The following is a 15,833-nucleotide window of genomic DNA, read 5'->3' as shown; positions in this document are numbered from 1 at the left end:
CTCCGCATTCGGCGTGGCCTCTGCTTCCGAGTGGCCTGCCGAATGGGTCTCATCGGTCACTGCGGTGCGTTGCCCGGAACGTGCGGGCGAGCATTGATGCGCTTGAGGTAGGCATTGATGTTGTCCACCGTCTCCGGCAGCGAGTCGCCACCGAACTTCTCCAGCACGGCCTGCGCGACAACCAGCGCCACCATGGCCTCGGCCACCACACCGGCCGCCGGCACCGCGCACACATCCGAGCGCTGGTGGATGGCCACGGCCTCGCCGCCGGTCGACATGTCGACCGTGGACAGCGCCCGCGGCACGGTGGAGATCGGCTTCATGGCCGCGCGCACGCGCAGCGCCTCGCCATTGGTCATGCCGCCTTCGAGACCGCCCGCGCGGTTGGTCGAGCGCAGCACGCCATCCGGGCCCGGCTTCATCTCGTCGTGGGCCTGGCTGCCGCGGCGGCGCGCGGTCTCGAAACCATCGCCCACCTCGACACCCTTGATGGCCTGAATGCCCATGAGCGCGGCCGCTAGTCGCGAATCCAGGCGCGCCTCACCGCTGGTGAACGAGCCCAGCCCGACCGGCAGCCCCTCGATGACCACCTCGACCACACCGCCCAGGGTGTCGCCGTCCTTCTTGGCGGCCTCGATCTCGGCGATCATGGCGGCCTCGGCGGCCTTGTCGAAGCAACGCACCTGGCTCTCGTCGATGGCGGCCAGATCGGCGGCGGTCGGCACCACACCGGTGGTGTTGGCCGCGGTGCCGATGGACACCACATGCGAGATCACCTCGGCGCCGAGGGCCTGGCGCAGGAAGTTCTTGGCCACGGTGCCCGCGGCCACACGCGCCGCGGTTTCGCGAGCGCTGGCGCGCTCCAGCACATTCCGGGCATCGTCGAAGCCGTACTTGAGCATGCCCGAGTAATCGGCATGGCCGGGGCGGGGCCGGGTGAGCGGCGCATTGCGGGCCATCTCGGCCAGTTCGGACTGATCCACCGGATCCGCCGACATGACCTGGGTCCACTTCGGCCACTCCGAGTTGGCGACCTCGATAGCCACCGGACCACCCATGGTGCGGCCGTGGCGCACACCGCCGATCATGGTCACCACATCGGCTTCGAACTTCATGCGCGCGCCGCGTCCGTACCCGAGCCGACGCCGCGCCAACTGCTCGGCGATATCGGAGGACGTCACCTCGACACCGGCCACCATCCCCTCGACGATCGTGACGAGAGCAGGGCCATGGGATTCTCCGGCAGTTATCCAGCGCAACACGGGTTACATCCTTCCATGTCATTTGGCTCGATCGGACACATGGTCCGGCAGACCCGGGTGTCACGGGCCCACGACGAGCGCGACCAGGCTCGCCGCACACATGGCCGGACCATGCGGGACAGCCGTTTCCGGTAGCCGCGACAGTGGTGAATCCCAAGGTCGCACCGCCCGAATCGACGACGGTGAGCGGGGCGGCGGCCGGGTGCCGGACCGTCGATCCGGATCGGCCGACGTCACCAACGCCACACTCGGCAGGGAGGTACCGGATGCACGGTGCTGCCGGTTCAGCACGCGCAGTGCCACGCCCGCGCAGGCGGTGAGGGCCGGCGCGGCCATGGCTGCCCACACCCAGGTCTGCGCCCCGCCGAGCGCGGTGGCGGCCCCGAGCCCGAGGGCGAGCTTCACATCTCCGGCGCCGAGGGCGTCCGGTGCCAGCAGGTGCACGAGTAGATAAGGAACGGCCAGCAACAGCGCGCCGAGCACCGCCGTCGACCACCTGCCCCCTAGAAATCCGTAGCCCAGGATCGCGGCCGCACCGGGGAGGGTGAGTGCGTTCGGAAGCCGGCGGTCGCGCACGTCGATCCCGCTGAGCGCCATGCACCAGACGGTGAAGGCGAGCAGGGCGATGATTTCCATGTGTCGAGCATCGCGCGCCGAACGCTCTCGTGGGCCGTGCGTTCACGAAATGTGGAGAACCACTTGGCATGTGAACAAGCAGGGTTCCAGTGACCCGCGCATTCCCGTGTTGCCGTCGGCTTCGCGGCGTGTCGGCGGTAGCTTGGACGCATGTCTGCTGATCACGATCCAGGCTCGCGGCCGAATTACGCACTCCGCCGGGCATCGCTGCGCGACCTGCTGGTCGAAAACCGCGTCGACGCACTGCTGGTGACGGATCTGATCAATATCCGCTATCTCACCGGATTCACCGGATCCAATGCCGCGCTGCTGGTCTACGCCTGGGACAGCAGCGAGGACCGCACCGTCATCTGCACCGACGGCCGCTACATCACCCAGGTGGGCGAGCAGGTGCCCGATCTGCGCGCGGAGATCAATCGCGCCAGCGCGCGGCGTGTCATCGAGATCGCCGGCGAATGGCAAACCGGCCGTGTCGGTTTCGAGAGCCACATCGTCACCGTCGACCAGCAGCACGGCTTTCAGGCGCTGAACACCGGCTTGGATCTGGTGCCGATCGCGGGCCTGGTGGAGCAGCTGCGCATGGTCAAGGACGCCTACGAAGTCGGCCGCCTGCGCGCCGCCTGCGAGGCCGCCGACGCCGCCCTCGCCACCCTGCTGGAACGCGGCGGCATCCGTCCCGGCCGCACCGAACGCCAGGTGGCGCGCGAACTGGAATGGCTCATGTTCGACCACGGTGCGGACGCGATCTCCTTCGAGACGATCGTGGCCGCCGGCCCGAATTCGGCTGTCCCGCACCATCGCCCGACCGAATCGGTGCTGGCCACCGGTGATTTCGTGAAGCTCGACTTCGGTGCGACGGTCGACGGCTACCACTCCGACATGACCCGCACCTTCGTCCTCGGCCAGGTCGCGGACTGGCAGCGCGAGATCTACGACCTGGTCCACGCCTCACAGCAGGCGGGCCGGGAAGCCCTCGCCCCCGGCATCGCCACCAAGGCCGTCGACGCCGCGTCCCGCAAGGTCATCGAGGCGGCGGGCTACGGCGAGTACTTCGTGCACGGTCTCGGACACGGCGTGGGCCTGCAGATCCATGAAGCGCCCGGAATCGCCAAAACGGGCACAGGTACACTGCTGGATGGCGTGGCGGTGACCGTCGAGCCAGGTGTGTACCTCCCCGGCCGCGGCGGTGTCCGGATCGAGGACACGCTCGTGGTTCGCAAGGGGGGCCCGGAACTGCTCACCCGCACCAGCAAAGACCTGATCGTCGTCGACTGACGGCGTTTTACCGACTAGTAGGAGATCCGAGGACAGTGGCGGACACCAGCGACTTCAAGAACGGCCTCGTGCTGAAGATCGACAATCAGCTGCAGCAGATCGTCGAGTTCCAGCACGTGAAGCCGGGTAAGGGTCCCGCCTTCGTGCGCACCAAGCTGAAGAACGTGGTCTCGGGCAAGGTCGTCGACAAGACCTTCAACGCCGGTGTGAAGGTCGAGACCGCCACCGTCGATCGCCGCGACATGACCTACCTCTACCACGACGGTGAGGACTACATCTTCATGGACGGCGAGACCTACGACCAGGTGCACCTGGGCGAGCAGCTGCTGGGCCGCAATGCCGGCTTCCTGCTGGAGAACATGGCCGTGCAGATCGCCATGCACGAGGGTGAGGCGCTGTTCGTCGAGCTGCCCGTCGCCATCGACGTCATCGTCACCCACACCGAGCCGGGCCTGCAGGGCGACCGCTCCTCGGCCGGCACCAAGCCCGCCACCGTGGAGACCGGCGCCGAGGTGCAGGTGCCGCTGTTCATCAACCAGGGTGACAAGCTGCGCATCGACACCCGCGACGGCAGCTACATCAGCCGCGTCAACTCCTGACGCGACGGATAATGGTGACCGTGGCCGATCAGCCCGACAAGAAGTCGTCCTACAAGAAGCTGGGTGCCCGGCACAAGGCTCGCCGCCGCGCCGTGGACCTGCTCTTCGAGGCCGAGGCCCGCGATATCGACCCCGCGGAACTCCTCGCCGAACGCGTCTCGCTCTCCGTGCGTGACGAGTCGGTGGCCCCGGTGAACCCCTACACCCGTGTCCTGGTCGAAGGCGTCGCCGACGACCTGGATCGGGTGGACGGCACCATCGAGTCCTATCTGCAGGATTGGACGCTGTCCCGGCTGCCCGCCGTGGACCGCGCCATTCTGCGGGTGGCGGTGTGGGAGTTGTTCCACGCCAACGATGTTCCGCCCGTGGTGGCGGTCGACGAGGCGGTGGAGCTGGCCAAGGCGCTGTCCACCGACGACTCTCCGTCCTTCATCAACGGTGTGCTCGGCCGCGTGGTCGAGGTGGCTCCGCAGGTGCGTGCCGCCGCGGCCGCGACCCGGTCCACCCCCGCCGACGCCGAGTAATTCCGAGGAGTAGCGCAGGGTGCGCAAATATCTGGTCATGGCCATGCGCACCCCGCGCTTCGACTCCAGCGTGATCGAGCCCCACAAGCAGTGGCTCGACGCCGTCCGCGCCGAGGGAAACCTCGTGGAGACGGGCAAATTCACCGACGGTACCGGTGGCGCATACGTGCTGCTGGCCGAATCTCTCGCCGCCGCACAGGCTTTGGTCGAGACCGATCCCATTCACACCACGGGTGCATCGGAGCTCACCGTCTACGAGTGGGAAATCACCGGCTGACCGGTTCACCACGCCGGGCGCATCCCACTCACCGCTCGCCGGTTTCTCCGGAATCGGTTGTGTGTGCGAGCATGTCGCCGTGGCTGGTGGAACGCATCTGTGGCCGGTCGTCGACCTGGCCGATCTGCTCTCGGTACTGGATCTCGACGAGGTCGGACCGGGGCGATTCCGGGCGCGGAATGTGACCTCGACCCTGCCCACCACGCTGGGGAGTCAGACGCTCGCGCAGGCTGTGATCGCCGCCGAGCGGACGGTGCCGCATATGGCGGTGCAGTCGCTGCACGGTGTCTTCCCGCGCGGCGGATACGCCGATCGTGAGGTCGACGTGCAGGTCGAGGTGGTGCAGTCCGGGCGGGCGCTGGCCACCGTGCAGGTGTCGTTCCGGCAGGAGGAGCGCGAGCACGCGCGGGTGCTGGCCATGCTCAGCCTCGACGAACCCGACTTCCTCACGCACAGCACGACTTTGCCCGCCGACGTCCCCGGCCCGGAGGAGTGCGCGGAGTTGCCGTGCGCGCTGCTGCCATGGGAGGTCCGAACCTTCGGCGGCGCCGACGCGGTGGCGCTGGACCTCGCCGCCCCGCCGTCCCTGGACATCTGGATGCGCTGCACCAAGTCCCCCGACCTTCCCGGCCTCGCCCGTGCCCTGCTCGCCCACGGCAGCGAGGGCTTCCTCGGCCCGACCGCCATGCGCCCCTACCCGCAGGCCGAGATCGACCGCCGCGGCGGCCGCGGACCGTCGGCCATGCTCGCCCAGACCATCACCTTCCACCGCCCGTTCACCCTGCACGACTGGCTACTGCTGCGCTGCGAGAGCCCGTTCGCCGGCGCCGGCCGCATGTTCGAGCGCATCCAGGTCTTCACGCGCACAGGCGAATTGGTGGCCTCGGTGGCCGCCCACGGCCTGATGCGCAGCGCGAACCCCTGACCGGGCGTCAGCGATCCCCGCTACGCCGAGTGGCTCGAACGAGCTCATCGCGCCGCAGCACTGAGCGCGCTCGCCTGGCACGAGCGCCGCCAAACCGTGGCAGACATCGTGACCGGCACCGTCGTAGTGGCCGACGACTGACCAGCGCTCCGGTCGATTGTCCCCGGCACGCTTTGTTCTACGTTCCTGGGCGGCTTGGCAACCCGCTACCGGCTGGTACAGAATCGGTAGTAATGACTAAAACCTTCTCTTCTCGCGTCCTCGGATCCCTGTACGGTCTGGCTCTCGGCGATGCCCTGGGCTCCCAATTCTTCGTTCCCGCAAACCGGCCGCACTTCGAGTCCATCACGGTTCCCGATGGTGAATGGACCTGGACCGACGACACCGAGATGGCGGCTTCGGTGATCGCCGTGCTCGGTCGGCACGGTGAGATCGAGCAGGATGCGCTGGCGCGCAGCTTCGCTGAGCACTACGACTTCTATCGCGGGTACGGCCCCTCGGCGGGCAGACTGCTTCGTCTGGTCGGCGAGGGAGCCGACTGGAGGACGCTGGCGGCGGAACAATTCGACGGTCGTGGATCGTGGGGCAATGGCGCGGCCATGCGGGTGCCGCCGCTGGGCGCCTATTTCGCAGGCGATCCGGAACGTGCGGCCGCTCGAGCGGCGCTGTCGGCAGTCGTCACCCATACCCACCCCGAAGGTGTGGCCGGTGCTGTCGCCGTGGCAGTTGCGGCCGCGCTCGCGCCGGTCGCGAACCCCGGCAGCCCGGACGAATACCTCGCAGCTATCCGAGAACATGTGCAGCCCAGCCTGGTTCGCGACGGCATAGACACCGCGCGCTCGCTCCTTCATCTGGAGGACCCGCGCTCGGCCGCCGCCGTCCTCGGCAACGGCATCGAGATCAGCGCACAGGACACCGTCCCCTTCGCACTCTGGACTGCGGCCAAGAACATCGCCGACTTTCCCGCGGCATTCTGGTCCACAGTCATCGCCGGCGGCGACATGGACACCACCTGCGCTATTACCTGCGGCATCGTGGGCACCGCTGTCGGCTATGACGCCCTGCCCTCCGATTGGCTGAAAAACCTGGAGCCGCTGCCCTATTGGTGCGGTATCGAGGAATCCGGCCGCGCGCTTTAGGGTTTCGTGGCGGCGAGGCCGTAGAGGAGGGGGAGGGCGGGGGATTCGGGTGGGAGGCGGTACCAGCCGGTGGGGGTGGGGCGCATGTGGGGCCAGCGGGGCCAGGGGAGGGTGTCGGATTCGTGGAGGGCGGTGATTCGGAGGCCGGCGCTGAGCAGGGCGGTGATGACGTCGCCCAGGCCGTGGCGCCATTCGAAAGCTGCTGTGGCGGTGGGGAGGTGGGGGCCGTCGGTGTAGGTGCGGGGGCTGTTGCGGGCTTTGGTGCCGTGGGTGCCGAGGTAGTCGTCGGTGAGGAGGAGGGCTTCCGGGTCCGCGCCGGGCGGGGGTGTGAGGTCCAGGGCGTGGAGGAGCGGGTGGAATTCGACTATGTAGAGGAGGGCTCCGGGGCGGAGGAGGTCGGCTGTCACGGCGGCCCAGCGGGGGAGGTCGGGGAGGTAGCACAGGGCGCCTTTCCCGGTGTAGACGATGTCGAATTGCCTATTGGACAGGGCGGTGACGGCGTCGTGAACGTCGGCGCAAACGTATTCGACTGTGTCACCGGCCAGTTCGCGGGCGTAGCGGAGGGATTCGGGGGAGAAGTCGAGCCCGGTGGCGCGAGCGCCGCGCTTGGCGAATTCGATTGTCTCCGTGCCGAGATGGCATTGCAGGTGCAGGACGTCGCGGTCGCGGACATCGCCGAGCACATCCCATTCGAACGGAGCGAACCAGAACGCCGAATCGCGACCACGGTAGAACTGCGAGGCCGCATGGATGGGCGCTCGCGCGTCCCAGTTATCGCGATTGGCGCGCAGGGGATCGATCCGGTCGACGGCGTCCACAGGCGTCATCCTACGGCCGGAAACCCCTGTGGTCCGGGAACTGTCAGGGTTGCAGCACGATGGTGCCGACGGGGACGCGGTCGGCGATCAGCTGGTGGGCCGCTGCGGCCTGGTCGAGGGGGAGGACGCGGTCGAGCAAGGGTGTGATCGATCCGGTCGCGGCGCGGGTGAGGGCCGTTGCGCGGGATCGATCGACGCCGGCCAGCCAGGCGGGGCCCGAACAGCCGGTGAGAGTGAGTCCGCGCATGATCAGATCCATGGCGGTGACCTGCGCGGGTGCGCCGGAAAGCCAGCCGTAGCTGAGCATTCGGCCGCGCACCGGGGTCATGAGGTCGAGGAGGGTGCGGGCGCTGTCGCCGCCCAGGGCGTCGAAAACGACGTCTATCGTTGTGCCGCCGAGGATTTCGGGCAGGCCCTGCGGCCAGTCGGGGTCGGTGTGGTCGATGACTTCGTCGGCGCCGAGTTCGCGGGCGCGGTCGGCCTTGACCGGCCCGCCTGCTGTGGCTATGACGCGGGCCGCACCGTATTCCTTGGCCAGCTGGGTGAGATAGCCGCCGACTCCTGTTGCGGCGACTTCGATCAGGACGGTTTCGGTGCCGGTCAGGGCCGCGGTTTCGAGCAGGGGGATGGCGACCGAGGCGCTCATGGTGACCGCGGCGGCCTCCACCGGCGACAGCCCGTCCGGGATCGCGGTCACGGATTCGACTGGGGCGCAGACCTGTTCGGCATAGGTCCCGAAACTGTTGCTCGCCACCATGACTCGCTGCCCGATCAGCGCGGCGTCGACGCCAGCGCCGATCTCGACCACCACCCCGGCGGCCTGCATGCCGAAGATCAGCGGCGTCGGTGCGGGGAAGGGGAATGCGCCCGAGCGCAGCAGCGTCTCGGGGAAGAGCACCGGTATCGCCTCGGTCCGGATGAGCACCTCACCGGCTCGCGGACGCGGCGCGGGCACCTGCTGCGACACCAGGACTTCGGGTCCGCCGACTGCGGTCATTACGATTGCCTGCACAGAAAACCTCATAAATTGACTGATGGTCCAGTTGTGTGCGAAACGATATGGACCGCCGGTCAACTTGTCAATGAAAGTCGAGGCAATGGCATCCGAGCAGCGAAAAGAGCGCGCCGACGCGGCGCGTAACCGGCGCGCGATCCTCGATGCCACCCGCACGCTGCTCGCCGAACACGGCGCGGACGGCGTCACCATGGACCGCGTGGCCGCCGCGGCCGGCGTCGGCAAGGGCACCGTGTTCCACCGCTTCGGCAACCGCGCGGGCCTGCTGCATGCGCTGCTGTCCGAGCCGGCCGAGAACCTCATGGCCGCCATCGCCGAAGGTCCGCCCCCGCTGGGTCCCGGCGCACCCGCGTCCGACCGCCTGCTCGCCTTCGTCGACGCCATGATCACCATGGCCGGCGATCACGTCGAACTCATGGCGGCCTCGCGCACCGCGGTCATCCCGCCGCACCCGCGCACCGCCGAAATCCACGCCGTCTGGTTTCGTCATATCGCCGCGCTGCTCAACGAGGTCCGCCCAGACCTCGACGCCGACATGGTCGGCCCGCTGCTGCTCAGCATGATCAGCACGGACTACGCGGCCACCCTGGCTCGAGCCGGCGAAGTCGAGCGCGTGCGCGCGGGGATTCTGGAGATTACGCGCTCGCTGCTGTCCGCTGAGCCCGCGGGGACGCGCCGCTGACCGGCAACCGGTCGCGTGGGGCCGCCGGAAACATTTGGAGGACAGCGGGTTTCGCCGCCGGGTCGCGTACGGCCGGGGGCGCCGACCGTTGGTCCTCAGCCCGCGTGGTCGAAGGCCCAGACCGCGGCTGGGCGGCCGGTGGCTTTCACTCGTACGCGGTCGCCGGTGCGGGTGAGTCCGGGGATTGCGGCGAGGGTGCGGTTCAGGTTGCCTGGGTCGGGGCGGGTGCCGTCCAAGGCGGTGGTGAGTTCTACCGCGCGGGTGGCCGGGAACTGCTCGCCGACCAGTGCGCGCGTGAAAGTCAGGTCCTTCCACAGCATTCCGGCCAGCAGGGCTCGTGCGGCCGAGACGATGCCGTTGTGGTCGAAGGCCAGCTGCGGCACCTTGTCGAACGGCACCCACACCGCGTCGGAGGGGTGGTCGGTGACGACCGCCCACATGGCGATGGACAGCGTCGGCCCGCGCGGGTCGCGATTGGGTTCGTCGAAGGTGGCCAGCTGTCCGACGGCGCTGATGGATGCCTCGGGCACTCCGAGTTTGGTGTGCACGGCCCGCCGTGCCGCCGTCACGAGGCGTTCCCCGCGATGCAGGAGGACGCCGGGTAGCGCGAGTTCCCCGGCGAACGGATCCCATTGCCGGGGCGCCACACCGAGGGTGACGGTCGGCTCGTCGGGTCCGTAGCGCAGGGTGACGACGTCCAGTGATACCGCGGATTGCTGCTCCACGGGCAACCATCATGCCGCAGCCGGCACCCGGGTGGTGCGAGCGGACCGGTCGGGGCCGTCAGCGGTGAGCACAACCGGCACGCCGAGTGCACGTTCCAGGTAGGTGGGCGTGTCGGTGGGGAGTTCGTCCAGTACCGGGATGGCGGTTTCCAGCAGCTCGGTGAGACGTCGCTGATGCGCGAGATCCTGCCAGTCCCCACAGGCGAGGCGATGGTAGATGCCGTCGGCGGCGAGATAGCCGGTGGCCGTGCGGATACCGGCCGCCGCGTCGAGATGGTTGACGGCCAGACCATCGATACCGCCGCAGGCGTCGATCGCGTACCGCAGCAGAATGGGATCGAGGTGCCCCTGCCGGAACGCGCCCTGGTAGACACCGATTCCATTGTGCGGCTCTGGAATCGAGAGGGTCGTGTCCTCGGTGGGGAATGGTCCCGCGCCGTGCCGTGTCATGTACGACCGCGTCACCCCGAGCACATATCCGCGAGCCCCGATGCGCCCGAGCATGGCTCGCGCGTGCCGCGGTTCGACGGTCGACCAGGTGGTGTACGGGTGAAATCCGCGCCATTCGTCCAGGAGCACCCCTTGCGCGCCCTCGAACACCAGCCGCCCGGTTTCGGCGAATCCGGCGAGCTGATCACCCGGCAGAATCGCCACGGCCCGCGCGAATTCCGTGTAGGCCCGCACCAGATCGTCGATCGGATCGTGGCCGTGCATCCCCCGCGCCAGCAGCGGACGGTAGTGCTCTTCGAGTGCGATCAGCTTGCGCCGCAACACCTCCGGCCGCAGACAGTCCGCGACCCGGGGCGCATCGTGGTCGAGCGCGTAGGCGGCGGTCTCGCCGATTCCGATGCCGCACGACCCGTGCCGGGAGGAACCCCTCGCGTCCTCCCGGCACCGGTTCGCGGCCCCGTGAATCGGGGTGGTGAGCAGGGCCCGCTCGTCCACGTACAGCAGCGACAGCGGATCCCGCACCCCCAGCGCCGCCAGCGCCCGCGCCTCGGCCGCGAGCGCGATCGGCTCCACCAGCACATGTCGCGACAGCAGCGTCGGCACCCCCGACAGCGTCCCGGACCCGAACTGCCGGAAGGTGTGCTGGCGTCCGCCCGCGACCACGGTGTGCGCGGCCTGTGCGCCCCCGTTGAACCGCACCACCGCGGCCACGTCGAGCCCGGCCTCGGGCGAGCACAGCCAGTCCACCGTCGCGCCCTTCCCGGCATCGCCGAATCCGAGATCCACCACGATGAGATGCCGATCGCCGAACATGTCTGTGTCCCTTCCTGTTTCCGAGCGTTCAGCGTCCGAAGTCGACGTCGTCGTCCCCGGCGGTGGGGGCGGGCAGAGCGCCGACGCTGCGGGTGCGGGCCGCCGCCCCGCCCAGCGGTGCGAGCGCCTTGCCGACGGCGTCGGCCTCGCTGCCGGAGCCGATATCGCGCAGATCCGCCAGTCCCGCACCGAGATCCACCCGGTCCTCATTGATGCCGATGGTCAATGCGATGAGCTCGCACACGGCAGCCGGATCATCCAGCCGCAGAAACCGTTCCCCGAGCAGTCCCTGCCAGTGCGTCGCGATTTCGGGGTCGTTGTAGTAGCTGGACTGGTTGGGCAGGATGTAGTGCACATGCCACCGGTCGCTCAGCTCCCGGTAGATGGAATCGACCGAAATATCCTGGGACACATCGTCTCCGATGATATTGCGCACATGCCGCGCCGCCAGCCGGGGCTTGTTCAGCTCGTCGCCCACCAGGAACAGGTACCCCTTGCGCCCGCGCTTGTCCCACGCGTCGGTGACAATGTGCCGTGCCATGAAATACGCGGCCAGTTCATAGCTTTCGGACTTCTGCCCGCCGCCCCCGCCTTCGAGCAGGATGAGCCGCAGCTGCTCGTCCATGCGATTGTCGGATTCGAACTGCCCGACCTGCAACGGAACCCGGTCGCTGTCGGCATCGCCGATGGCGCCGAACAGGATCTGCGGGTCGTCGGCGTATCCCTTGCGCTGCAACAGCCCGTGCAGCTTGCCCAGCTTCTCCTGCATGATGCGCGGCACCATGCCCATGGAGCCGGTCACATCGAAAAGCACGGCGATGGGCAATGATTCACCATGATCGTCGGAGTCCCGGCATTCCCGCGCCGTCACTCCCTTGGGATCCAGGGACGGATGCGCGGTCCACTTGTCGTACGGCGTGGACCGCATGTCCGCGGTGTATCCGAAGTCGTCGAGCCCGCGGGCCGCGCGGAAGGTGCGCGCGGCATCGTAGGCGCTGTCGTCCCAGTGGCCGTAACCCATGGTGATCACTGTCCTTTCGTGAGCGCGAACGGCCGGAAGCGACGCTTCCCGTAGAGCCGATCGAGCAGATCGTCGAATTCACCGAGCAGTGCGGCGGCCTCGGGCCGCCGCCGCGGATCGTCCTGCAGGCATCCGGAAGCAAAGGTGCGCAAGGGATCCGGAGCCCGATCGCCGAGCATGGTGAGCATCAATCGATGTGCCAGATACACATCGGTCTCGGGCCGCACCGCCGCCCGGATCTCGGGCGGATAGTCGATCGAGCCGAGCGTGGCGGCGGCGGGCGTGCCCGGCCGCGTCGCGAACGACCAGCCGACGAGCACCACCCCGTGCAGGCGCGGATGGATCAGCACATTCGCCGGCGCGATGGCCGTGTGCACCCAATCCGCCAGTGCCGCACCGGCAATGCAGCGCAGCAGCCGGCGATGCATCCACGCGTAATCCAGTGGATCCAGCCCATCGGGGTAGGCGGCGCGCACCTCCGCGAGGGAGACGAACTCACCGGTCAGCGCCGCGAGCACATTCACGCTGCGATGCTCGCCCGTGCGTGGATCGAAGTGATCGGCCGTATCGGCGAGTTCGGCGAAGTAGGGTCGCAGCCAGCGATGCTCGGCGGTGACGGTGGCAATGTCGCGCAAGGCGTTTCGCTCGGTCGCGAGCAGTCCGTTGGCGGCGGCCCGGCGCGGGATCTTCACCACGTGCCCGGCCCCGCTCAGATGCAGATCGGCCACCGATCCGCGCGCGTGTACCGCGCCGACGGGATAGCGGCCGTGCGTGCCGGTCACCGAGAACGCTGTGCCCTCGGCATCGAGCGTCAGCCACTCCCGGTACAGCTCGTCCAATCGCGCGAAAAGCGTTCCGTCCCCGCCATTGTCGGCGCCGTGATCGGGGTGCACCAGATGCGCCAGCCGCAGATAGCGTCGGCGCGCGGCCTGCCGATCGGTGGAATCCCGTGCGGCACTGCCGAAAAGATCTTCGGGCGAGCGCGCCGCGCGGATCGCGTCGGCCGCGTCTCGCACTGTCGTCATGGTTTTAGACTATTCGACTAAAACGGAAGTCGCCAGTGATTTCCGACAGTTTCTTGTCAAGTCGACCAAAAGTAGTGTTGTGGCCCCGGCCGGTGGGTGTACGAATCCCGGCCGGGGCCGACCGAGGCCGCTATCCGGCCTGCGGGACCAGGGTGTTCTGCCGCGCTGCCACCCACCAGCGTCCATCCTGCTTCACCAGGACATACAACGCGCGCATCGCATCGTCTCGGTCGATGAGCTCCCCTTCGGCGGTGGTGGCCCGCGCGCCCTTGTGCGCGATCGCCACCTCCGCGGTCAGGAAGGAAATACCGAGCACGTCGTACCGCACATACTCGTCCTTCAAGAATCCGGCCAATCCGGCCCGGCTCGCCTCCAGTACGGCCTCCCGTCCCTGCTGCAACATCCCGACCGCATTGCCTACCACCGCGTTCGCCGCGAGATCGGCCACCATCAACTCCGCGTCATTGGTGTTGTACGCGGTCTCCACATTCCGGATGATCTGCTCGATGGCTACCCGATCCGCCGTGTGGTCCACGCTGTTGTCCGCGATAACCGGCGCCTCGACCTGCACTGTGCTCATGATGTGATCTTGCGACCTCAACCGCACTCGAGGTCAACGACATCCGCCTGCGGCGATGGTCACACCCGGTGGCCGGGGCGGCCGAGCTCGCGCCGGTCCGGCCGGTGCGATCGGGCGCCGTGTGAGATAGGTTGAGCTTGAATGTGTCATTCACTCGCGTGAGGAGGCTCGGGATGGTCGCAGGCGGTGCGGCAGCGGACGGTGCGGTGCGGTTGAAGGCGCTGCGCGACAGTGGATGCACGCCCGCGCAGGCGTGGGAACTGTTCGACAGTCTGCCGGTGGTGGCCGTCGACGAGATCACCACCGGGCGCTGGCGTGGCGACGAGATCGACACCGGGCATCCGTGGAAGGGTGCGCTGGTCGAATCCGGTTGGTACGGAAAACAGTTCGACGACGCCGACAGTGTGCAGCCGCTGCTGTTCGCCGAGCCGGCCAGCGCGATCTTCGCGGTGGATCCGCGGCGGGTGCCGCTGTTCCTGGCGGGGAAGGTGCCGGTATCGGCCATTCGGCCACTGCGGAAATCCCTGAGGGCGTTGCGGCCGCTGTTGAGCACGCGCACCCCGCGGGCGCGGCTGCGGAATCTGGAGTTCCGTGGAAAGACCAGTGCCGCAATGATCTACGACCATCTGCCGATCATCGACATCTTCCGGCGGGTCGACGAGGACACGCTGCTGGGTGTGATGGATCTGCGGGGAATGCGGGATCCGTACTTCTTCGTGCTGTTCCGGGACAGTTAGCCGGACTCCGGAAGCGCACTGCCGCCCCGCTTCCCGGGCCTACCATCGAAGGTACCGATGGTTGTCGACCTGGGGAGTTGGGTCCGATGGAACGTACGACCTGTCTAGTCGCCGGGGGCGGTCCGGCGGGAATGATGCTGGGGCTGTTGCTGGCTCGCGGCGGCGTCGAGGTGACGGTGCTGGAGAAGCACGGGGATTTCCTGCGGGATTTCCGCGGGGACACCGTGCATCCGACCACCCTCGAACTGCTCGACGAGCTGGGTTTGCGGGAGGAGTTCGCGAAACTGCCGCAGCGGCGGCTGAATTCGGTGCAGATACCGATCGGCGGACGCATGGAGACCATTGCCACGCTCGAACACATTCCGGGGCGGCACAAGTACATCGCCATGGTGCCGCAGTGGGATCTGCTCGATCTGCTGGCGCGGGCGGCCGATACCGAATCGAGCTTCCGGTTGCGGATGAACACCGAGGCCGCCGATCTGCTGCGGGAGGGCGACCAGGTTGTCGGCGTGCGATACGAGACGAAAGACGGTGCGGCAGGGGAGATTCGCGCCGATCTGACGGTGGCCTGCGATGGGCGCACCTCCGTCCTGCGGCTGGCGGCGGGGCTCGGTTCGCACCGTTGGGCCACGCCGTTCGACGTCTGGTGGTTCCGGCTGCCGCGCCACGACATCGACCCGTCCGGTGCAGTGCCGGTGCTCACGGCGAACCGGGTCGCCATCATGTTGGATCGGGGCGACTACTGGCAGGTCGCCACCCTCATCGCCAAGGGCAGCGACCCGCAACTGCGCGGTCGGCGGCCGGTCGCCGAAATCACCCGGCCCATGGCCGAAGCCGTCCCGTGGCTGGCCGATCGCGCCGAGGCCCTGCACAGCTGGAACGAGGTCAAGCTCCTCGACGTGAAGCTCGACCGGCTCGACCGCTGGTACACCGACGGGCTGCTGTGCCTCGGCGATGCCGCCCACGCCATGTCCCCGGTCGGCGGCGTCGGCATCAACCTGGCCATTCAGGATGCCGTGGCGGCGGCGAGAATCCTTGCGCCGAAACTGGTTTCCCGCACCGTGACCACCCGGGACCTGGCGCGGGTGCAGCGCCGCCGGATCCTGCCGACGGTCGCCGTGCAGGGCTTCCAGCGGGTGGCGCACGCCCGCGCCATCCGTCCGGCCGTATCGGGCAAGCTGGACATATCGAATGCGCAGGCGACGCCCTGGCCATTGCGCGTCTTCCGCCGCCTGCCGGTGATGCGCAGCATCCCGCCGACTCTGATCGCGCGCGGCATCCTGCCCGAGCACGCCCCGCTCTTCGCCCGCCGGCCCTGAGCAGTTCCGGT

The 15,833-nt window shown here is 68.3% G+C and carries 18 protein-coding genes; 9 read left to right on the top strand and 9 right to left on the bottom strand.

What is annotated here, in order from left to right; genetic code table 11:
* Nucleotides 1-56 precede the first annotated feature (56 nt).
* Nucleotides 57-1,262 carry a chorismate synthase gene (gene aroC, locus H0264_RS27780; RefSeq protein WP_181580289.1) on the bottom strand — a complete coding sequence of 402 codons (1,206 nt, stop codon included), beginning with the start codon at nt 1,260-1,262 and terminating at the stop codon, nt 57-59.
* A 60-nt stretch (nt 1,263-1,322) separates the two neighbouring features.
* Nucleotides 1,323-1,898 (bottom strand): prepilin peptidase, encoded by a 576-nt coding sequence (locus H0264_RS27775; protein WP_181580288.1) that lies wholly within the window; start codon nt 1,896-1,898, stop codon nt 1,323-1,325.
* A 150-nt stretch (nt 1,899-2,048) separates the two neighbouring features.
* Between H0264_RS27775 and H0264_RS27770 the strand changes: the two genes are divergently transcribed.
* The 6 genes from H0264_RS27770 to H0264_RS27745 all read left to right on the top strand — a co-directional run bounded on the left by H0264_RS27770 (nt 2,049) and on the right by H0264_RS27745 (nt 6,637).
* Nucleotides 2,049-3,173: a M24 family metallopeptidase gene (locus H0264_RS27770; RefSeq protein ID WP_181580287.1), complete on the top strand. Its 1,125-nt coding sequence runs from the start codon at nt 2,049-2,051 to the stop codon at nt 3,171-3,173.
* A 35-nt stretch (nt 3,174-3,208) separates the two neighbouring features.
* Nucleotides 3,209-3,772 carry an elongation factor P gene (efp, locus tag H0264_RS27765; protein ID WP_040809576.1) on the top strand — a complete coding sequence of 188 codons (564 nt, stop codon included), beginning with the start codon at nt 3,209-3,211 and terminating at the stop codon, nt 3,770-3,772.
* Between the two features lie 20 nt (nt 3,773-3,792).
* Nucleotides 3,793-4,296 (top strand): transcription antitermination factor NusB, encoded by a 504-nt coding sequence (gene nusB / locus H0264_RS27760; RefSeq protein ID WP_181580286.1) that lies wholly within the window; start codon nt 3,793-3,795, stop codon nt 4,294-4,296.
* Between the two features lie 19 nt (nt 4,297-4,315).
* A complete protein-coding gene (locus tag H0264_RS27755) occupies nt 4,316-4,573 on the top strand; it encodes a YciI family protein (protein WP_220139851.1) in 258 nt (85 codons plus the stop codon).
* 79 nt (nt 4,574-4,652) lie between these two features.
* Entirely contained in the window at nt 4,653-5,498 is an 846-nt protein-coding gene (locus H0264_RS27750; RefSeq protein WP_181580285.1) for an acyl-CoA thioesterase, read from the top strand.
* Nucleotides 5,499-5,731: 233 nt separating this feature from the next.
* The gene (locus tag H0264_RS27745; RefSeq protein WP_181580284.1) at nt 5,732-6,637 is read left to right on the top strand and encodes an ADP-ribosylglycohydrolase family protein; all 906 of its coding nucleotides are present in this window, start codon (nt 5,732-5,734) and stop codon (nt 6,635-6,637) included.
* On the opposite strand, the gene H0264_RS39085 is transcribed toward H0264_RS27745, so the two are convergent.
* Nucleotides 6,634-7,455, bottom strand: a complete 822-nt coding sequence (locus H0264_RS39085; protein ID WP_276514514.1) for a class I SAM-dependent methyltransferase — start codon at nt 7,453-7,455, stop codon at nt 6,634-6,636. The genes H0264_RS27745 and H0264_RS39085 overlap by 4 nt on opposite strands.
* 43 nt (nt 7,456-7,498) lie before the next feature.
* Nucleotides 7,499-8,452 carry a quinone oxidoreductase family protein gene (locus H0264_RS27735; RefSeq protein WP_181580282.1) on the bottom strand — a complete coding sequence of 318 codons (954 nt, stop codon included), beginning with the start codon at nt 8,450-8,452 and terminating at the stop codon, nt 7,499-7,501.
* A 100-nt stretch (nt 8,453-8,552) separates the two neighbouring features.
* On the opposite strand from H0264_RS27735, the gene H0264_RS27730 reads away from it, so the two are divergent.
* Nucleotides 8,553-9,152 (top strand): TetR/AcrR family transcriptional regulator, encoded by a 600-nt coding sequence (locus H0264_RS27730; RefSeq protein ID WP_181580281.1) that lies wholly within the window; start codon nt 8,553-8,555, stop codon nt 9,150-9,152.
* Between the two features lie 95 nt (nt 9,153-9,247).
* On the opposite strand, the gene H0264_RS27725 is transcribed toward H0264_RS27730, so the two are convergent.
* From H0264_RS27725 to H0264_RS27705, 5 genes are all read right to left on the bottom strand, one after another.
* Complete coding sequence (locus H0264_RS27725; RefSeq protein ID WP_420831989.1) at nt 9,248-9,883, bottom strand: NUDIX hydrolase; 636 nt, start codon at nt 9,881-9,883, stop codon at nt 9,248-9,250.
* 3 nt (nt 9,884-9,886) lie between these two features.
* Nucleotides 9,887-11,140: an adenylosuccinate synthetase gene (locus H0264_RS27720; RefSeq protein ID WP_181580279.1), complete on the bottom strand. Its 1,254-nt coding sequence runs from the start codon at nt 11,138-11,140 to the stop codon at nt 9,887-9,889.
* A gap of 28 nt (nt 11,141-11,168) precedes the next feature.
* The gene (locus H0264_RS27715) at nt 11,169-12,161 is read right to left on the bottom strand and encodes a hypothetical protein (RefSeq protein WP_181585870.1); all 993 of its coding nucleotides are present in this window, start codon (nt 12,159-12,161) and stop codon (nt 11,169-11,171) included.
* 5 nt (nt 12,162-12,166) lie between these two features.
* Nucleotides 12,167-13,186 carry a hypothetical protein gene (locus H0264_RS27710; RefSeq protein WP_181580278.1) on the bottom strand — a complete coding sequence of 340 codons (1,020 nt, stop codon included), beginning with the start codon at nt 13,184-13,186 and terminating at the stop codon, nt 12,167-12,169.
* A gap of 130 nt (nt 13,187-13,316) precedes the next feature.
* Nucleotides 13,317-13,766, bottom strand: coding sequence for an SgcJ/EcaC family oxidoreductase (locus H0264_RS27705; protein ID WP_181580277.1), 450 nt, complete (start codon nt 13,764-13,766; stop codon nt 13,317-13,319).
* Between the two features lie 173 nt (nt 13,767-13,939).
* Here H0264_RS27705 and H0264_RS27700 point away from each other — a divergent pair, with 173 nt between their 5' ends.
* Both H0264_RS27700 and H0264_RS27695 read left to right on the top strand, forming a co-directional pair.
* Complete coding sequence (locus H0264_RS27700) at nt 13,940-14,503, top strand: DUF4334 domain-containing protein (RefSeq protein WP_181580276.1); 564 nt, start codon at nt 13,940-13,942, stop codon at nt 14,501-14,503.
* 86 nt (nt 14,504-14,589) lie between these two features.
* Complete coding sequence (locus H0264_RS27695; RefSeq protein WP_181580275.1) at nt 14,590-15,822, top strand: FAD-dependent oxidoreductase; 1,233 nt, start codon at nt 14,590-14,592, stop codon at nt 15,820-15,822.
* Nucleotides 15,823-15,833 lie beyond the last annotated feature (11 nt).

Source organism: Nocardia huaxiensis (assembly GCF_013744875.1).
Taxonomy (GTDB): Bacteria; Actinomycetota; Actinomycetes; order Mycobacteriales; family Mycobacteriaceae; genus Nocardia; species Nocardia huaxiensis.
This window is presented reverse-complemented; position numbering and strand designations above follow the sequence as displayed.

Coding starts and splice junctions, on each gene's coding strand:
- H0264_RS27775 (WP_181580288.1), bottom strand. CDS start 1,898: ATGGAAATCATCGCCCTGCTCGCCTTCACCGTCTGGTGCATGGCGCTC.
- H0264_RS27770 (WP_181580287.1), top strand. CDS start 2,049: ATGTCTGCTGATCACGATCCAGGCTCGCGGCCGAATTACGCACTCCGC.
- H0264_RS27745 (WP_181580284.1), top strand. CDS start 5,732: ATGACTAAAACCTTCTCTTCTCGCGTCCTCGGATCCCTGTACGGTCTG.
- H0264_RS27735 (WP_181580282.1), bottom strand. CDS start 8,452: ATGACCGCAGTCGGCGGACCCGAAGTCCTGGTGTCGCAGCAGGTGCCC.
- H0264_RS27730 (WP_181580281.1), top strand. CDS start 8,553: ATGGCATCCGAGCAGCGAAAAGAGCGCGCCGACGCGGCGCGTAACCGG.
- H0264_RS27720 (WP_181580279.1), bottom strand. CDS start 11,140: ATGTTCGGCGATCGGCATCTCATCGTGGTGGATCTCGGATTCGGCGAT.
- H0264_RS27715 (WP_181585870.1), bottom strand. CDS start 12,161: ATGGGTTACGGCCACTGGGACGACAGCGCCTACGATGCCGCGCGCACC.
- H0264_RS27710 (WP_181580278.1), bottom strand. CDS start 13,186: ATGACGACAGTGCGAGACGCGGCCGACGCGATCCGCGCGGCGCGCTCG.
- H0264_RS27705 (WP_181580277.1), bottom strand. CDS start 13,766: ATGAGCACAGTGCAGGTCGAGGCGCCGGTTATCGCGGACAACAGCGTG.
- H0264_RS27700 (WP_181580276.1), top strand. CDS start 13,940: ATGGTCGCAGGCGGTGCGGCAGCGGACGGTGCGGTGCGGTTGAAGGCG.
- H0264_RS27695 (WP_181580275.1), top strand. CDS start 14,590: ATGGAACGTACGACCTGTCTAGTCGCCGGGGGCGGTCCGGCGGGAATG.